At 44.9% G+C, this 16,022-nt stretch carries 14 protein-coding genes and 4 pseudogenes; 12 read left to right on the top strand and 6 right to left on the bottom strand.

From position 1 onward, the window contains the following. Window positions 1–124: 124 nt before the first annotated feature. From GKR74_RS12110 to osmB, 10 genes are all read left to right on the top strand, one after another. Complete coding sequence (locus GKR74_RS12110; RefSeq protein ID WP_154603760.1) at window positions 125–565, top strand: DUF2569 domain-containing protein; 441 nt, start codon at window positions 125–127, stop codon at window positions 563–565. 87 nt (window positions 566–652) lie between these two features. After that, window positions 653–1,234: an electron transport complex subunit RsxA gene (rsxA, locus tag GKR74_RS12105; protein WP_154603759.1), complete on the top strand. Its 582-nt coding sequence runs from the start codon at window positions 653–655 to the stop codon at window positions 1,232–1,234. Beyond that, window positions 1,234–1,836: an electron transport complex subunit RsxB gene (gene rsxB, locus GKR74_RS12100; protein WP_154603758.1), complete on the top strand. Its 603-nt coding sequence runs from the start codon at window positions 1,234–1,236 to the stop codon at window positions 1,834–1,836. The genes rsxA and rsxB overlap by 1 nt, the downstream gene beginning before the upstream one ends. Beyond that, entirely contained in the window at window positions 1,829–4,210 is a 2,382-nt protein-coding gene (gene rsxC / locus GKR74_RS12095) for an electron transport complex subunit RsxC (RefSeq protein ID WP_154603757.1), read from the top strand. Before rsxB ends, rsxC begins: the two co-directional genes overlap by 8 nt. Window positions 4,211–4,221: 11 nt before the next feature. Beyond that, window positions 4,222–5,301, top strand: a complete 1,080-nt coding sequence (gene rsxD, locus GKR74_RS12090; protein ID WP_154603756.1) for an electron transport complex subunit RsxD — start codon at window positions 4,222–4,224, stop codon at window positions 5,299–5,301. 9 nt (window positions 5,302–5,310) lie between these two features. Next, window positions 5,311–5,940, top strand: a complete 630-nt coding sequence (gene rsxG, locus GKR74_RS12085) for an electron transport complex subunit RsxG (protein WP_036956566.1) — start codon at window positions 5,311–5,313, stop codon at window positions 5,938–5,940. Beyond that, a complete protein-coding gene (locus GKR74_RS12080) occupies window positions 5,940–6,656 on the top strand; it encodes an electron transport complex subunit E (protein WP_154603755.1) in 717 nt (238 codons plus the stop codon). The genes rsxG and GKR74_RS12080 overlap by 1 nt, the downstream gene beginning before the upstream one ends. Before the next feature lie 19 nt (window positions 6,657–6,675). Next, window positions 6,676–7,317 (top strand): endonuclease III, encoded by a 642-nt coding sequence (gene nth, locus GKR74_RS12075; RefSeq protein WP_036956562.1) that lies wholly within the window; start codon window positions 6,676–6,678, stop codon window positions 7,315–7,317. A 121-nt stretch (window positions 7,318–7,438) separates the two neighbouring features. Next, on the top strand, window positions 7,439–9,382 hold the full coding sequence (locus tag GKR74_RS12070) for an exoribonuclease II (protein ID WP_154603754.1): 1,944 nt from the start codon (window positions 7,439–7,441) through the stop codon (window positions 9,380–9,382). A gap of 227 nt (window positions 9,383–9,609) precedes the next feature. After that, window positions 9,610–9,816 carry an osmotically-inducible lipoprotein OsmB gene (gene osmB / locus GKR74_RS12065; RefSeq protein WP_006659769.1) on the top strand — a complete coding sequence of 69 codons (207 nt, stop codon included), beginning with the start codon at window positions 9,610–9,612 and terminating at the stop codon, window positions 9,814–9,816. Between the two features lie 60 nt (window positions 9,817–9,876). Here the strand turns inward: osmB and yciH are convergent. The 5 genes and pseudogenes from yciH to GKR74_RS12040 all read right to left on the bottom strand — a co-directional run bounded on the left by yciH (window position 9,877) and on the right by GKR74_RS12040 (window position 13,302). Continuing rightward, window positions 9,877–10,224 (bottom strand): annotated as a pseudogene (gene yciH, locus GKR74_RS12060) (stress response translation initiation inhibitor YciH). Next, window positions 10,200–10,958 (bottom strand): annotated as a pseudogene (pyrF, locus tag GKR74_RS12055) (orotidine-5'-phosphate decarboxylase). Before pyrF ends, yciH begins: the two co-directional pseudogenes overlap by 25 nt. A gap of 30 nt (window positions 10,959–10,988) precedes the next feature. Continuing rightward, window positions 10,989–12,176 (bottom strand): annotated as a pseudogene (gene lapB / locus GKR74_RS12050) (lipopolysaccharide assembly protein LapB). A gap of 6 nt (window positions 12,177–12,182) precedes the next feature. After that, window positions 12,183–12,500, bottom strand: a complete 318-nt coding sequence (locus GKR74_RS12045; RefSeq protein WP_006659765.1) for a LapA family protein — start codon at window positions 12,498–12,500, stop codon at window positions 12,183–12,185. 148 nt (window positions 12,501–12,648) lie between these two features. Next, window positions 12,649–13,302, bottom strand: a pseudogene (locus GKR74_RS12040) (phosphatase PAP2 family protein). 309 nt (window positions 13,303–13,611) lie between these two features. Between GKR74_RS12040 and ribA the strand changes: the two are divergent. Both ribA and hemB read left to right on the top strand, forming a co-directional pair. Continuing rightward, entirely contained in the window at window positions 13,612–14,208 is a 597-nt protein-coding gene (ribA, locus tag GKR74_RS12035) for a GTP cyclohydrolase II (RefSeq protein ID WP_154604405.1), read from the top strand. Window positions 14,209–14,455: 247 nt separating this feature from the next. Beyond that, complete coding sequence (gene hemB / locus GKR74_RS12030) at window positions 14,456–15,433, top strand: porphobilinogen synthase (protein WP_132495992.1); 978 nt, start codon at window positions 14,456–14,458, stop codon at window positions 15,431–15,433. Window positions 15,434–15,526: 93 nt separating this feature from the next. Here the strand turns inward: hemB and GKR74_RS12025 are convergent, their stop codons facing one another. Next, window positions 15,527–15,976 (bottom strand): hypothetical protein, encoded by a 450-nt coding sequence (locus GKR74_RS12025; protein WP_154603750.1) that lies wholly within the window; start codon window positions 15,974–15,976, stop codon window positions 15,527–15,529. Window positions 15,977–16,022 lie beyond the last annotated feature (46 nt).

The following is a 16,022-nucleotide window of genomic DNA, read 5'->3' as shown; positions in this document are numbered from 1 at the left end:
CCTCACATTAGTGGCATATTTTGCTATTTTAAAAAAGTACCATCAGAATGAATCAATTAGCAAATAAATCTATGATAGGATTATTATTTATCTGTATTATTTAGTGATAACGGAACCTTTATTTATGACTTCTGTTTATAACGCAGACCGCATTACTGGCTGGCTATTAGTCCCTGCTAGCTATTTACTGCTGACATTATTTGCTGCTTGCAGCATGACCGTGATGTACTGCATTAAGTTTTATGAGATTGTAACCACCGTTGAAAGCTGGAGTAGTTTCATTACTCCTCAGTGGTATTTGTCATTCGCTATCAGCCTAGCTATGTCACTATTTAGCGTACATGTAGCGCAATTGATGTTTAAACGCTCTCGCTACTTCCCCCGTCGTTTTACTATCTGGCTATTAGCATTAATGTTAATCGGGCTAAAAACCTTCGCCTTTTCCCCGATCGATGACCAGACAGCCTTACAAATCCTTGCGTGGCCACTCTTAGGCGCTGCTTTTTTCGTCCCATATATGAAAGTTTCTAAACGTGTGAAAATGACTTTCACACAAGATCGATAAGCATCACAAAAATAGCTTTGATATCATAGCCTCCGTTAAACTGACTGCGGTCAGTTTTTGGGCTTTTTTCTCTCTTCAGGCTATGAAATGACCGACTATCTTCTACTTTTTATTGGGACAGTGTTAGTCAACAACTTTGTCCTCGTTAAATTCTTGGGATTATGCCCATTTATGGGCGTATCAAAAAAACTAGAAACTGCCATTGGGATGGGGTTTGCGACAACGTTCGTTATGACCCTCGCCTCTATTTGTTCGTGGCTAATCGATACGTTGATCTTAATCCCACTAGATTTAGTCTATTTGCGCACACTGAGCTTTATCCTTGTGATTGCTGTCGTTGTGCAATTTACCGAAATGGTTGTGAGAAAAACCAGCCCAACGTTATACCGCTTATTGGGGATCTTTTTACCGCTGATCACCACTAACTGCGCAGTTCTTGGGGTGGCTTTATTAAACATCAATCAATCCCATAATTTCTTGCAATCTGCGGTCTATGGCTTTAGCGCCGCCGTCGGATTCTCTTTTGTGATGGTGCTTTTCGCTGCGATCCGCGAGCGTTTGGCTGTCGCAAATGTCCCAGCGCCTTTTAAAGGTTCGTCAATTGGCCTGATCACGGCAGGGTTAATGTCCCTTGCATTTATGGGCTTTAGTGGTTTGGTGAAATTCTAATGATGTCTTTGTGGATTGCGATTGGCATATTAGCCGTTTTCGGGCTGATTTTTGGTCTGATCTTAGGCTATGCCTCATTACGTTTTAAAGTTGAAGAAGACCCGATTGTTGAAAAACTGGATGCGATTTTACCGCAAAGCCAGTGTGGTCAATGCAGTTATCCGGGGTGCCGTCCCTACGCAGAAGCCGTTGCCAATAACGGTGAGATGATTAACAAATGCGCCCCTGGCGGCGAGCAAGTGATGCTCAAAATAGCCGAATTGATGAACGTGGACCCTCAACCGATTGATGGCGATGAAGAGGCGCAAAACCCCGTTCGCAAAGTAGCGGTCATCGATGAAGAAAACTGCATTGGTTGCACCAAATGTATTCAAGCTTGCCCAGTGGATGCCATTGTGGGCGCCACTCGCGCTATGCATACCGTGATTGAAGATTTGTGTACAGGCTGTGACCTGTGTGTAGCCCCTTGCCCTACGGATTGTATTGAAATGGTACCGGTTAAAACCACAACCGCTAACTGGAAATGGGATTTAAACACCATTCCTGTTAAAAACATTACGGATGCACCTCTTTCTTCAGCTAAAGAGGGTTCCCATGCTTAATTTATTTAAGTGGTTGAAAAAAGATAATGTTTGGGACTTCGATGGCGGCATTCATCCGCCAGAGATGAAATTGCAATCTAGCCAAACGCCTATGCGAGTCGCTTCCGTCCCTGATGAATTGATTATTCCGCTGCAACAGCATTTAGGGCCTGAAGGTGAACTGATTGTTAAAGTTGGTGATACTGTACTTAAAGGGCAGCCGCTCACCAAAGGTACGGGTCGCACAGTCCCCGTCCACGCCTCAACATCGGGAACCATTGTTGCCATTGAGCCGATGGTTACCGCTCACCCTTCTGGGTTGAAAGAGCTGTGCGTCAAAATTAAATCTGATGGTTTAGATACTTGGGCACCTTTGCAGCCCGAGCCTAATTTCCAACAACTTTCACGCGCCGATTTACTCAATAAGATTGAGCAATCAGGGATCGCAGGTTTAGGGGGCGCAGGTTTCCCAACGGCCTCTAAACTAGCAGGCGGTAAAGACGCCATTAAAACATTGATTATCAATGCTGCTGAGTGTGAGCCCTACATCACCGCAGATGACCGCTTAATGCAAGAGCATTCCCAAGAGGTCATTGAAGGTTGCCGCGTTTTACAACATTTACTCAATCCAGACCAAGTGCTGATTGGTATTGAAGATAATAAACCCGAAGCTATTAAGGCATTAAAACGTGCGCTGACGCCTACAGATTCGCAGATTTTTGTGCGCGTGATCCCAACCAAATATCCATCGGGTGGCGCAAAACAGCTCACAAAAATCTTAACCGGAAAAGAAGTCCCTTCTGGCGCACGTTCTTCCCAAATTGGCGTGCTAATGCAGAACGTCGGTACCGTCGTTGCTATTAAACGCGCGGTGATTGATGGTCAACCACTGATTGAGCGTGTCGTGACAGTGACGGGCGAAGCAATTAAACAACCTGGTAACTTCTGGGCGCGTTTAGGCACTCCAGTTAAGCATCTGCTTCAACAATCCGGTTTTGAACCGGAAAATGAGCAAATGGTGATTATGGGAGGCCCATTGATGGGCTTTACACTGCCGGATCTGAATGTGCCGGTGGTGAAAATCTGTAACTGTTTATTGGTTCCTACCCAAGAAGAAATGGGTGAAAAGCCCGTCGAAGAAGCCTGTATTCGTTGCGGTTTATGTGTTGATGCCTGCCCTGCGGGATTACTGCCCCAGCAATTATATTGGTTCAGTAAAGGCAACGAACACGAAAAAGCGCAAAAACATAACCTCTTCGACTGTATTGAGTGTGGCGCTTGCGCTTATGTTTGCCCAAGTAATATTCCGTTGGTGCAATATTATCGCCAAGAAAAAGCCGAGATTCGCGAGATAGACCAAGAAGAACGTCGTTCTGCGGAAGCAAAACTGCGCTTTGAAGCCAAACAGCAGCGAATGGAACGCGAAAAACTTGCCCGTGAAGAGCGCCATAAAAAAGCAGCGGTTCAAGTGGATACTGCGGATAAAGATGCGGTTAATGCGGCGCTGGCTCGTGTTAAAGCGAAGAAAGCATCAACCTCTGAACCAATAAAAATTATTTCGGGCGAATTGCCGGATAATAGTGCCGTTATTGCAGCAAGAGAAGCGCGTAAAGCCCAAGCTCGTGCTAAACAGGCGCAAAAAGTTGCAGAGCAAACCCAATCTGACACCCCAGTAATTGCAGACGGCGCAGAGGGAGATGACCCGCGCAAAGCCGCCGTGGCTGCCGCAATTGCTCGTGCAAAAGCCAAGAAAGCAGCTGAGCAACAAACTTCAGAACCTGTAGTTGAAGCTTCGGTTGAATCTGCTGAAGAAGTCGATCCGCGTAAAGCTGCCGTTGCTGCGGCGATTGCCCGTGCGAAAGCCAAGAAAGCGGCTGCGCAACAGACTTCAGAGCCTGTTGTTGAAGCTCCAGTTGAATCTGCTGAAGAAGTTGATCCGCGTAAAGCTGCCGTTGCTGCTGCCATTGCCCGTGCGAAAGCCAAGAAAGCGGCTGCGCAACAGACTTCAGAGCCTGTTGTTGAAACTCCGGTTGAATCTGCTGAAGAAGTTGATCCGCGTAAAGCTGCCGTTGCTGCTGCCATTGCCCATGCGAAAGCCAAGAAAGCGGCTGCGCAACAGACTTCAGAGCCTGTTGTTGAAACTCCGGTTGAATCCGCAGAGGAAGTCGACCCACGCAAAGCTGCCGTTGCTGCGGCGATTGCCCGTGCGAAAGCGAAGAAAGCCGCTGCACAACAAGCTTCAGAGCCTGTTGTTGAAACTCCGGTTGAATCCGCAGAGGAAGTCGACCCACGCAAAGCTGCCGTTGCTGCTGCCATTGCCCGAGTTAAGGCAAAGAAAGCCGCTGCCCAGCGATCTACAGAACTGCAATCAAATGAACAAACCACTACAGAGTAAGTGATAAACAGATGAAATTTAGACCGCTTGATAGCAAAGCACGCCGTTTAAAAATTGCTAGCGCCCCATTTACTCATGATAACCAAAGCACCAGCCAGGTCATGTTTTGGGTTCTGCTTGCCGCTATCCCCGGCATTGCAGTGCAAACCTATTTTTTTGGTGTTGGAACCTTATACCAAATCGCCATTGCGATGGCCACGGCCGCAGTAACGGAAGCTATCTCCATCCGCTTACGCCAGCAGCCAGTGTTACCTGTTTTGAAAGATAATTCCGCGATTGTTACCGCGTTATTACTGGGTGTGAGCTTACCGCCATTATCACCTTGGTGGCTGATTGTATTGGGCACTGTATTTGCCATTATTATTGCTAAGCAATGCTACGGCGGCTTGGGGCAGAACCCATTTAACCCTGCCATGGTCGGTTATGTAGTGTTGCTGATTTCATTCCCAGTGCAAATGACTAACTGGTTGCCACCTCAAGAATTGCAACAGCTGCATATTTCTGGCTTTGATAGCTTGATGGTGATCTTTAGCGGGCATACCTCGACAGGGATAACTCTGGATCAATTACGTACCGGTATTGATGGTATGAGCCAAGCGACTCCGTTAGATAGCTTTAAAACGGGCTTACTCACTCATTCAATTTCCGATGTACTACAGCAACCAATCCTGCAAGGTTCTTTAGCTGGTATCGGTTGGCAATGGGTGAACCTTGCCTATCTAGCAGGCGGATTAATTATGTTAAGTCGTCGCATTATTAGCTGGCATATTCCCGTAGCATTTATTGGTACCTTAGCCCTGCTCGCTGTGGTTAGCTGGTTAATTGACGATAGCCGCTATTCTCCACCATTAATCCAATTATTGTCAGGGGCGACTATGTTAGGTGCATTCTTTATTGCAACCGACCCAGTCACTGCATCAACAACACCAAAAGGACGAATTATTTTTGGTGTGTTAATCGGCTTCTTAGTGTGGGTGATCCGCGTTTATGGCGGGTATCCTGATGCTGTGGCCTTTGCTGTCTTACTTGCCAATATCACCGTACCGTTAATCGACCACTATACGCAACCTCGCGCGTATGGACATAAGTAAGGAGCCAGCATGTTAAATACAATGCGCCGTCATGGCACAATCTTGGCTCTGTTCGCGGCGGGTACAACTGCACTGAGCGCTGCTGTATATACGCTAACGAAAGATATCATTGCCGAGCAAGCCGCCATTGTGCAGAAAAAATTGCTCGACCAAGTGGTACCTGAATCCTTATATGACAATGAGCTCGCCAAAGAGTGCTATCTGGTCACCAATGAAGCTATACTGGGAAATAAACTCCCTAGACACCTGTATATAGCCCGTAAGGATGGTCAACCTGTTGCTGCCGCTTTAGAAAGCACGGCTCCCGATGGTTATTCCGGCGCGATCCACTTGTTAGTCGGTGCGGATTTTAAAGGCAATGTTTTGGGTGTACGAGTCACTGAACACCATGAAACACCGGGGCTTGGGGATAAAATCGAAACCCGTATTTCTGATTGGATCACCCATTTTACGGGCAAAAAGTTAGAATCTGCACAAGACCCTCATTGGGCTGTGAAAAAAGATGGTGGTGATTTTGACCAATTTACAGGCGCCACGATCACGCCTCGTGCGGTCGTCAATGCCACAAAACGTACCGCTGCATTTATCCAAACGGTACCGGAAGAATTAGCGAATTACCCAATTTGTGGGGATGAATAATGAGTAGCGAAACTAAAGAATTATTTGCACAAGGGTTATGGAAAAATAACTCTGCATTAGTACAACTACTGGGTTTATGCCCATTATTAGCGGTATCATCAACCGCGACTAACGCATTAGGTTTGGGGCTAGCAACGACCCTCGTTCTCGTCTGCACTAACGTAGCGGTATCCGCATTTCGTCGCTGGGTTCCTGCTGAAATCCGTATTCCTATTTACGTGATGATTATTGCCTCTGTTGTAAGTGCCGTACAAATGCTGATCAACGCCTATGCGTTTGGTTTGTATGAATCGCTGGGGATCTTTATTCCGCTGATTGTCACAAACTGTATCGTCATTGGACGCGCTGAAGCTTATGCTTCTCGCAACCCCGTTCCTTTATCTGCCGTCGATGGTTTGGCGATGGGATTAGGAGCAACAGCCGCACTGTTTGTACTCGGCGCTATGCGTGAAATTCTTGGTAACGGCACTTTGTTCGATGGCGCGGATCTACTGTTAGGTTCATGGGCAAAATCGTTACGTGTGGAAGTCTTACACCTTGACTCACCTTTTTTACTCGCTATGCTGCCACCGGGCGCGTTTATTGGCTTAGCCTTAATGCTAGCCGGTAAATACCTTATCGATGAAAAAATGAAAAAGCGCACAGCGCTAAAATCAGGTCAACAACCAGCTCGTGAATACCAAAAAGAACAAGGTTGTGGCACTCATATTTCTTAAATTTGAAGCTTTGTGAGCAATGAATAAAACTAAACGAATCGAAATTCTCACTCGCCTGCGCGATAACAATCCTCATCCTACAACGGAGCTAGAATTTAGCTCCCCTTTTGAATTACTAATTTCGGTGCTGCTGTCTGCACAAGCCACCGATGTCAGCGTCAACAAAGCGACGGCAAAACTTTATCCAGTCGCCAATACGCCAGAGCAGATGGTCGCCCTCGGCGTTGATGGCATCAAAGAGTATATTAAAACCATTGGGTTATTTAATACTAAAGCCGAAAGCGTCTATAAAACCTGTCAGATTCTGATTGAAAAACATCATAGCCAAGTCCCTGAAAACCGCGAGGCATTAGAAGCCTTGCCGGGTGTTGGGCGTAAAACGGCAAACGTTGTACTCAATACCGCATTTGGCTGGCCGACCATTGCCGTCGATACCCATATCTTCCGCGTGTGTAATCGCACCAAGTTTGCTCCCGGCAAAGATGTTGTAGAAGTCGAAGAAAAACTATTAAAAGTGGTTCCTGCTGAATTTAAAGTCGACTGCCACCACTGGTTTATTCTCCATGGTCGTTACACATGTATCGCCCGCAAACCACGCTGTGGATCTTGCATCATTGAAGATCTTTGCGAGTTTAAAGATAAAATTTACCCTGAAAATTAATCAACTTAGCCCAAGATGCGAATTTCCACACAGTTATAAAGTCATTCGCATTTTTTTCTTGCTCTAAGACTTTGTCTTACGCAACAATAGAGCCAAACTCAACATCAAATAAACGGTAAGTATGTTTCAAGACAACCCATTATTAGCGCAACTCAAACAAACGTTGCACGCCAAAACACCTCGCGTCGAAGGTCTGGTGAAAAGCACTGAAAAAGGCTTTGGCTTTTTAGAAGTCGATGGACAAAAAAGCTATTTCATTCCACCTCCGCAAATGAAAAAAGTGATGCACGGGGATAGAATTTCTGCTGCTGTTCATACGGATAAAGACCGTGAATTTGCTGAGCCTGAAGAGCTTATCGAGCCATTCCTTAACCGTTTTGTTGGTAAAATTCAGAAGAAAGATAACGACAATCGCCTGTTCGTTATTCCCGATCATCCACTGCTAAAAGATGCCATTTCTTGTCGCCCAATCAATGGTATCACTCATGAATTTAAGCAAGGTGACTGGGTTGTCGCAGAAATGCGTCGCCATCCATTAAAAGGCGACAAAGGTTTCTACGCAGAAATTACAGAATATATTACCTTCGGTGATGACCATTTCGCACCGTGGTGGGTAACGTTACGCCGTCACCAATTAGATCGCGCTGAACCTGCTATGGTGGAAAGTGAGCGTGATGATGAAGGCTTAGAGCGTATTGATTTAACTGACCTTCACTTTGTCACCATCGACAGTGCAAGCACTGAAGATATGGATGATGCGCTGTATATCGAAAAAACCGCCGAAGGCAACCTGAAACTGTATATCGCGATTGCCGACCCAACCAGTTATATCAAAGAAGGCAGTGAGTTAGATAAACTGGCATTAGCCCGTTCATTCACTAACTACCTTCCAGGCTTCAACATTCCAATGTTGCCTCGCCAGCTGTCTGATGATTTATGTTCACTGCGTCCAAATGCTCGTCGCCCTGCTCTGGTTTGCGTTACGCAGATCCTGCAAGACGGTGCCATTGATAGCAATATTGAGTTCTTCAGTGCGTGGGTTGAATCGAAAACTAAGTTAGTTTATGACGAAGTTTCTGATTGGTTAGAAGAAACGGGTTCTTGGAAACCACAGTCTGACGCCGACACTCAGCAAATCCTGCTATTAAAAGAGATGGCAGATAAGCGCTTACAATGGCGCCATGATAATGCCTTAGTCTTCAAAGACAGACCGGATTACCGCTTTGTTTTAGACGAAAATGGCAACGTGGTGAATATCGTCTCAGAAAGCCGTCGTACCGCAAACCGCATTGTTGAAGAAGCGATGATCACCGCTAACTTATGTGCGGCTAACGTACTGAAAAACAAATTAGGTTTCGGTGTATTTAACGTCCATATGGGCTTTGAACCGCTGCAAATCGAACAAGTGGTTCAGACCTTGAAAGATAATGGCATCGAAGCAAAAGGTGAAGAGCTATTAACCCTTGAAGGTTTCCGTCAATTACGCCGCCTCTTGGATTCACAGCCGACTCAATTCTTAGACAGTCGTATTCGTCGTTTTCAAACCTTTGCGGAAGTCAAAGCGGATCCGGGCCCTCACTTTGGTTTAGGTTTTGATGCATATGCCACATGGACATCGCCAATTCGTAAATACACCGATATCGTCAACCACCGTTTGCTGAAATCGATTATTGCGGGTGCTCCAACGCCAGAAAAACCAAGCGAAGAGTTATCCCTTAAGCTGGCAGAACGCCGCCGTGCTAACCGTATGGCTGAGCGTGATGTGGGTGATTGGCTATATTCCCGCTACCTAAAACCGTTTGAAGGTACTGACACCAAGTTCCCTGCGGAAATTATCGATATTACTCGCGGTGGTGTGCGTGTGCGTTTAGTGGATAATGGCGCCGTTGCCTTTATTCCTGCACCATTCCTGCATAGTGTTCGTGATGAAATTCAGTGCAGCCAAGAGACTGGTAGCGTGCTGATTAAAGGCGAAAAAGCCTATCAATTAAACGATATTATTGATGTTAATATCGCTGAAGTGCGTATGGAAACCCGTAATATCGTGGCTCGCCCAGCCGCGTAGTCATTCTCCATTTCGTATTAAAAAGACCATCACTCAAATGATGGTCTTTTTTATATGGTCAAAATACATTCAATATGAATGAGTTAGCATTTAATGTTAAACATCTAACGTTTCTTGACATTTCTTTCTGATTATTCCGATCCGCCTATTCTTTTTTCATGATATTTTAATTCGGCTATATGCTGATACGTAATTATCATTATAAAAAATAAGTTGGAGTAAACATCATGAAACGCATCCTCTCTTTTGTCATTATCGCAACGGTGGCACTGGGTCTCAGTGCTTGTTCAAATATGTCAAAACAGAATAAAAACACAGCGATTGGAGCGACTGTCGGTGCTGTTGGAGGCGCAATATTAACGGATGGAAGCGCACTGGGCACAGTAGGTGGCGCGGCTATCGGCGGGATTATTGGACATCAAGTGAAGAAGTAAATTTAACACACGCTTTAATGACAAATGGGGGAATAATTTCCCCCATTTTTATTAGGATGGTTATTTCTTAAATACTACTAATCAACCACCTGCCAATTTAACTTGAAAACCTTTGGCTTCCAATAATTGCTTCAGCAAGTCACGCTTATCGCCTTGGATCTCGATATCACCGTCTTTTACTGCACCGCCACAACCACATTTTTTCTTCAATTCAGCGGCTAGTTTTGCCAGTTCAGCATCATCCAGATCTAAGCCTGTCACAACACAAACACCCTTGCCTTTACGACCAGATGTTTCACGACGAATACGCACGATACCATCGCCTTTCGGGCGCTCGGCTTTCGGTTTTTCTTCCTCAATGCGGCCAATATCCGTGCTATAGACTAGACGGCTGTTAGCGTCACTCATGCGATATCCTTAATGGACTGGTTAATTTGTTGTAAGGTCAGCGCTGGGTCTTCACTACGGGTGATCGGACGCCCAATTACCATATAATCGACACCCGCTTCAATCGCTTGTTGTGGGGTCATAATACGACGCTGGTCACCCACTTCACTGCCTACAGGACGAATACCAGGAGTCACTAACTTAAACTCTTGCCCGCATACTGCTTTTAGCGCTTTTGCTTCGTGTGCTGAGCACACGACACCATCAAGACCACACTGCTTAGTTAACAGCGCTAAACGCTCGGCATGCTCTGCCGGCGTTAAGTTAATACCAACACCCGCTAAATCTGATGCATCCATACTGGTTAATACAGTGACAGCTGTTAATAAAGGAGCGTCTTTACCGTAGCTTTCAAGAGCTTGGCGTGCCGCTTCCATCATTCGTGCACCACCGCTAGCATGAACGTTGACCATCCAAACGCCCATTTCTGCCGCTGCAGAAACAGCGCGAGCAACCGTATTTGGAATATCATGGAATTTAAGATCCAGAAAAACATCAAAACCACGGTCATGGAGTGACTTAACAAATTGAGGACCATTAAATGTGAACATTTCTTTGCCCACTTTTAATCGGCAGTCGCGCGGGTCAATCCTATCAACAAATGCGAGTGCGGCATCCGCAGTTTCATAGTCTAGAGCCACAATGATAGGCGAGTCAGTGTTTACGCGAACGAGGTTCTCAGTTGAGGAGATCATTTCATAGCCTTTATTGAGTATTGTCAGAAATTAAAAGTGACACTGTCACTGACCATCCAGCCCGCGAATTGGCTTGATGGTGTCCCAAGAGCGACAAGATGGACAGTGCCAATAGAGCGAACGGGAGGTAAAACCACATTTGTGGCAACGGTAATCCGGCTTAGTACGAATTTGCTCACCCACCATTTTACGTAGCAAAATCAAGCTCTCTTTGGCTCGGCCTTCTTCTGCCTCCGCCAGATGGTAATCCATCAAACGGTAGAATAAACGCATGGTTGGATGACGCTGAATTTGGTCATTGATATAGCTAGCAGCCGCTTCGTGATTCTGCTTTTCAACGATAATATCGGCGAGATAAAGCTCAGCAATGGCGCCTGTATTTCCATCAACACATTGACGTAAATAGGTTTCCCAGCCTTCCGCCAGCCCAGTGTGTCGATAACATTCATACAGCATTGGCAGCGTTTCAGACACCAGTTCTCTATCTTGATGATAAACCTGTACTAAGGCAGAAATCGCTTTATCATAATTGCCTTGCTCGATAAAAATACGCCCTTTCATAATCGAAACGCGTGCGCAGTTTTTATCCGCTTGCTCGCCTTTGTTTAATAGGCTTAAGGCTTCGTCGATATCATCACTCGCCAATTCTTGAGTCGCTAATTCACAGTAGAAATGGGCGATTTGTTCCCGTAGCTCTTCCGCGCCTAATTTCACCAGCTTGGTTGCCGTTTCAATGGCTTTGCCCCAATCACTGGTTAACTGATAAATCGATAACAAAGATTGCAGTGCACTCTGTTTAAAATCCACTTCATCGGTTAATTGCTGGAACATGTTTTCGGCGCGGTCATACACACCCGCGGTCATATAATCACGACCAAGTTGTTGAGTGGCTAATAAACGTTGTTCAAAAGAGAGCGCCGCACTTTCCACCAGCGACTGGTGAATTCGAATCGCGCGTTCAACCTCGCCACGAGAACGGAATAAGTTACCTAGCGTTAGGTGAGCTTCAAAGGCGGAGCTGTCTTCCGTTTTGAGCATTTCGAGGAATAAATCAACGGCTTTATCTTGTTGATTAGATAATAGGAAGTTCACGCCTGTCACGTAATCACGGGACAAGCGATTTGCATGCTGCTGCTTATCTTGCTGAGCACTTCTGCGCCCCATGTACCAGCCGTAGGCAGCGGCAACAGGTAGCAACAGAAAAAGCAACTCGAACATTGAGGATTATTCCTTGTTCTGAGCTGTCACTAATTCGGTTGAGTCAGAAATAGTTTTCTCTCCAGCACCCAATTGTGATTCTAAACGTCTAATTTTACGACGTGCATTTTTAAGGCTAACAATGGTGCGCAAATAGAACACCGCACACACCAGCCACCCCAGCACAAAACCGACACCAAACAAGGTTGCAAGTAAGGAAGATAAAGAAAAATCCCCTTTTGCAATCAGGTAGTTAAATGTAATAACCTGATCATTGCTTGAACCTAGCGTAATCGACACAATAAAAACGGCGACCGCTAGTAATAAAATCAGAAAGTATTTCACATTTTTTCCCGTTATCAGTTCTTATCGTTCCAAAACATATCGCTGATAAGGTAGCATTTTCAGCGCATTCAGACAAAGCAAATTATTCGCCTGCCAAGTGTATTCGCACTAAAAACCGCCCTTTTTCATCATGATAATCCGATTAGCGTTAAATTCATTTCTCTAAGAATCGAGATTGATATATCCAGTAACCTAACAGTGCGAAAAGCCCACTAATCAGCGTGGAGGCAATAATATCAATTGGCCAATGCATCCCGAGTAGCATCCGACTTAAGCCGATCCCCTGTGCCCAACATAATATAACGAGACCCAAGGCATATTGACGTTGTTGCCAAAACAGCACCATTAACAGCAATGCCCATCCCGCCGCAAAGAACATGTGACCAGATGGAAAAGAATAGCCCGTTTCCGCCTGCCAATGTTTACGCTGCCATTTAGGGATCAGCGAGTTCGACTTCACGGTATTTTTAATTAAATCCGCTCGCTCCCCGCGTTTTAAATCATAAAACTCCTGATGGGAAATTTGATACGTTTTCTCCAGCCATACCACATAAGGACGCGGTTCTTGGAAGGTGCTTTTCATGAAGGATTTCACCCCTTGCGCACCGAGAATACATAACGTGATAACCACCAGCAACTTCAGCCATTGATTCCGCTTATGACGAAAAACGATTAACGTTAAAAGAGTTAAAAATACAAACGTCACATAGCTATAGGGCAATCCTGCGCTATCCGTCAGCCAAAGTAACCATTTCATCGAGGGCTGATGCTCAGGAGACCACTGCCAGCCTGTGGCTATCATAACTATCGGCGGTAATAACAAAAAAATGACACTTATTGCGATAAGGTAGGCACTCTTTCTCATCTAGAATATTCCTTACGTTTTAATTATTTCCTAATTAACAATTTTTACATGGCCTGCAAATATCTCTGTTATAGTAGTATAGCGTCGGCTGTGTGCAAAGAATGCCGGACTCTATATGCAAACGTCATATAGCATCGATATATTTAACTTTAGTGACTATATGGTTTTGATGGCTATATAGCTTTAGTACCATATCGATTTACGTGTTTAATTCAGCAAGAGTTACTTTAACTAATGAAAGAAAATATGCAGCTAAAACGTATTGCCGAAGCCAAACTACCTACCCCTTTCGGTGAATTCCTAATGGTAGGCTTTGAAGAAATCGCAACAGGTCGTGACCATGTCGCACTGATTTTTGGTGATATTACAGGCGCAACGCCAGTACTCAGTCGTATTCATTCCGAATGCTTAACCGGCGATGCATTATTTAGTTTACGTTGTGACTGTGGTTTTCAATTAGAAGCTGCGCTCAAGCAAATTAGTAAAGAGAAGCGCGGAGTGCTCCTATATCACCGCCAAGAAGGTCGTAATATTGGGTTACTGAACAAAATCCGTGCTTATGCATTGCAAGACCAAGGATTAGATACCGTTGAAGCTAACCTAAAATTAGGGTTTAAAGCCGACGAACGTGATTTTACCCTGTGTTCTGATATGTATAAATTATTAGGCATTAATGAAGTTCGCTTACTGACTAATAACCCGAAAAAAATTGATATTATGCGTGAAGCAGGTATCAACGTTGTTGAACGTGTGCCGTTAATTGTTGGACGAAATCCTAGCAATGAACATTATTTAGATGTGAAAGCACAAAAAATGGGTCATATGTTATTTAAGCACCAATAATTACCCTTCTCAATCAGGAAGAGCATCCCTTGCTCTTCCTATTATTCTTGCCTTAATTCCCATTTTCATCATAACAATCGAATCCATAACATTTGACGAGTGATATATTCACATTCTTTTTATAAGGTTTATACTGTTCGCAACTTAATCCCATTCATTATTAAATACATCGAAAAATAAGAGTTGAACATTCCCACATAATAATCCGAATGGGAAATGTCTATTTTTCGTCTACCAAGGAGATAGTGTGAATAACCTGCATTCCATCCAGCGCATGAGAAGACTGCGTAAAAGTGAACAATTCCGCGACCTATTCCAAGAAACCCACCTCTCCATCAATGACTTGTGTTTGCCTATTTTCGTCGAAGAAGGCTTAGATGATTACGCACCGATTGCGAGTATGCCAGGCGTTGTGCGTATTCCAGAAAAACGCTTAGCCTATGAAATTGAGCGTATTGCAAAAGCGGGCATTAAGTCGGTCATGACCTTCGGTGTGTCTCATCACTTAGATGAAAATGGTAGCGATGCATGGCAAGACAATGGTCTGGTAGCACGTATGTCTCGTATCTGTAAAGAGACCGTCCCAGAAATGATTGTGATGTCAGATACCTGTTTCTGCGAATACACATCTCACGGTCACTGCGGTGTGATGCACGGTGACGTGGTTGATAACGACCAAACTATCCATAATTTAGGTCTGCAAGCCGTTGCTGCTGCACGTGCGGGTGCTGACTTTATCGCTCCTTCAGCTGCAATGGATGGGCAAGTTGCCGCAATTCGCCATGCACTTGATGAAGCCGGATTTACCGATACGGCGATTATGTCTTACTCCACGAAGTTCGCTTCCGCGCTGTATGGCCCATTCCGTGATGCAGCAGGTTCATGTTTAAAAGGTGACCGTAAAACTTACCAAATGAACCCAATGAACCGCCGTGAAGCGTTGCACGAATCACTAATTGATATGCAAGAAGGCGCAGATGCGCTGATGGTCAAACCGGCGGGTGCATATTTAGATATTATCCGTGACCTACGTGAATGCACCCAATTACCGATTGGGGCTTATCAAGTCAGTGGTGAATACGCCATGATCAAATTTGCCGCGCAAGCAGGCGCCATTGATGAAACTCGCGTCACATTAGAAAGCCTAGGGGCCATTAAACGCGCGGGAGCCGATTTAATCTTTACTTATTTCGCCCTGCAATTAGCTGAAAATAAGATCCTGTAATCTCTCTTTAAGATAACAAAACGCCAATACTGGATATAAATACAGTATTGGCGTTTTTGTTCATTTCCGCTTATTTATTCAACGATATGAGCGTTAACTCGCCTTTTTTTGTTGAAATTCTAGCTGCTCGGATAGACGGTCTGCATACATTTGAGCTGTTTCTGGGGTCAGTAGCCCTGCAATCAGAAGATCTTTTTTACCATTTGCAAGGTTAGCAACGACGCCCCACGTTTCGATATCCATGGCTTCACAATCAAGTTCGTGATCAGTGACAGGCAAAATATCAAAGAAATCTTTTAGAGGTGCAATAGAAATTGCGGTGTACTCGGCATTCAAGCCTAATGGGAACTCTTTATCTGCATATAATCTTAAATCATGGACTTCGGTTTCTGGGGTTCTCATTACAACCGAATAGAGATTCGGAATATGTTCTAAAATGTCACGAACTTCGTCATTCGCACCCGCACAATGTGAAGTGCTTAATAGAATGTCCGCCGCCCATAATGCACCCTTGAAAAAATCAGTTTCATTGATATTTGCCATATTGATTTCCTTTACGCTATTTTCGATAAATGCGGTCACTTCATTC

The sequence above is a fragment of the Providencia sp. wls1914 genome, from assembly GCF_009706645.1.
Taxonomy (GTDB): Bacteria; Pseudomonadota; Gammaproteobacteria; order Enterobacterales; family Enterobacteriaceae; genus Providencia; species Providencia zhijiangensis.
The sequence above is the reverse complement of the archived record's forward strand: the minus strand, read 5'-3'. Positions and strand labels throughout refer to the sequence as shown.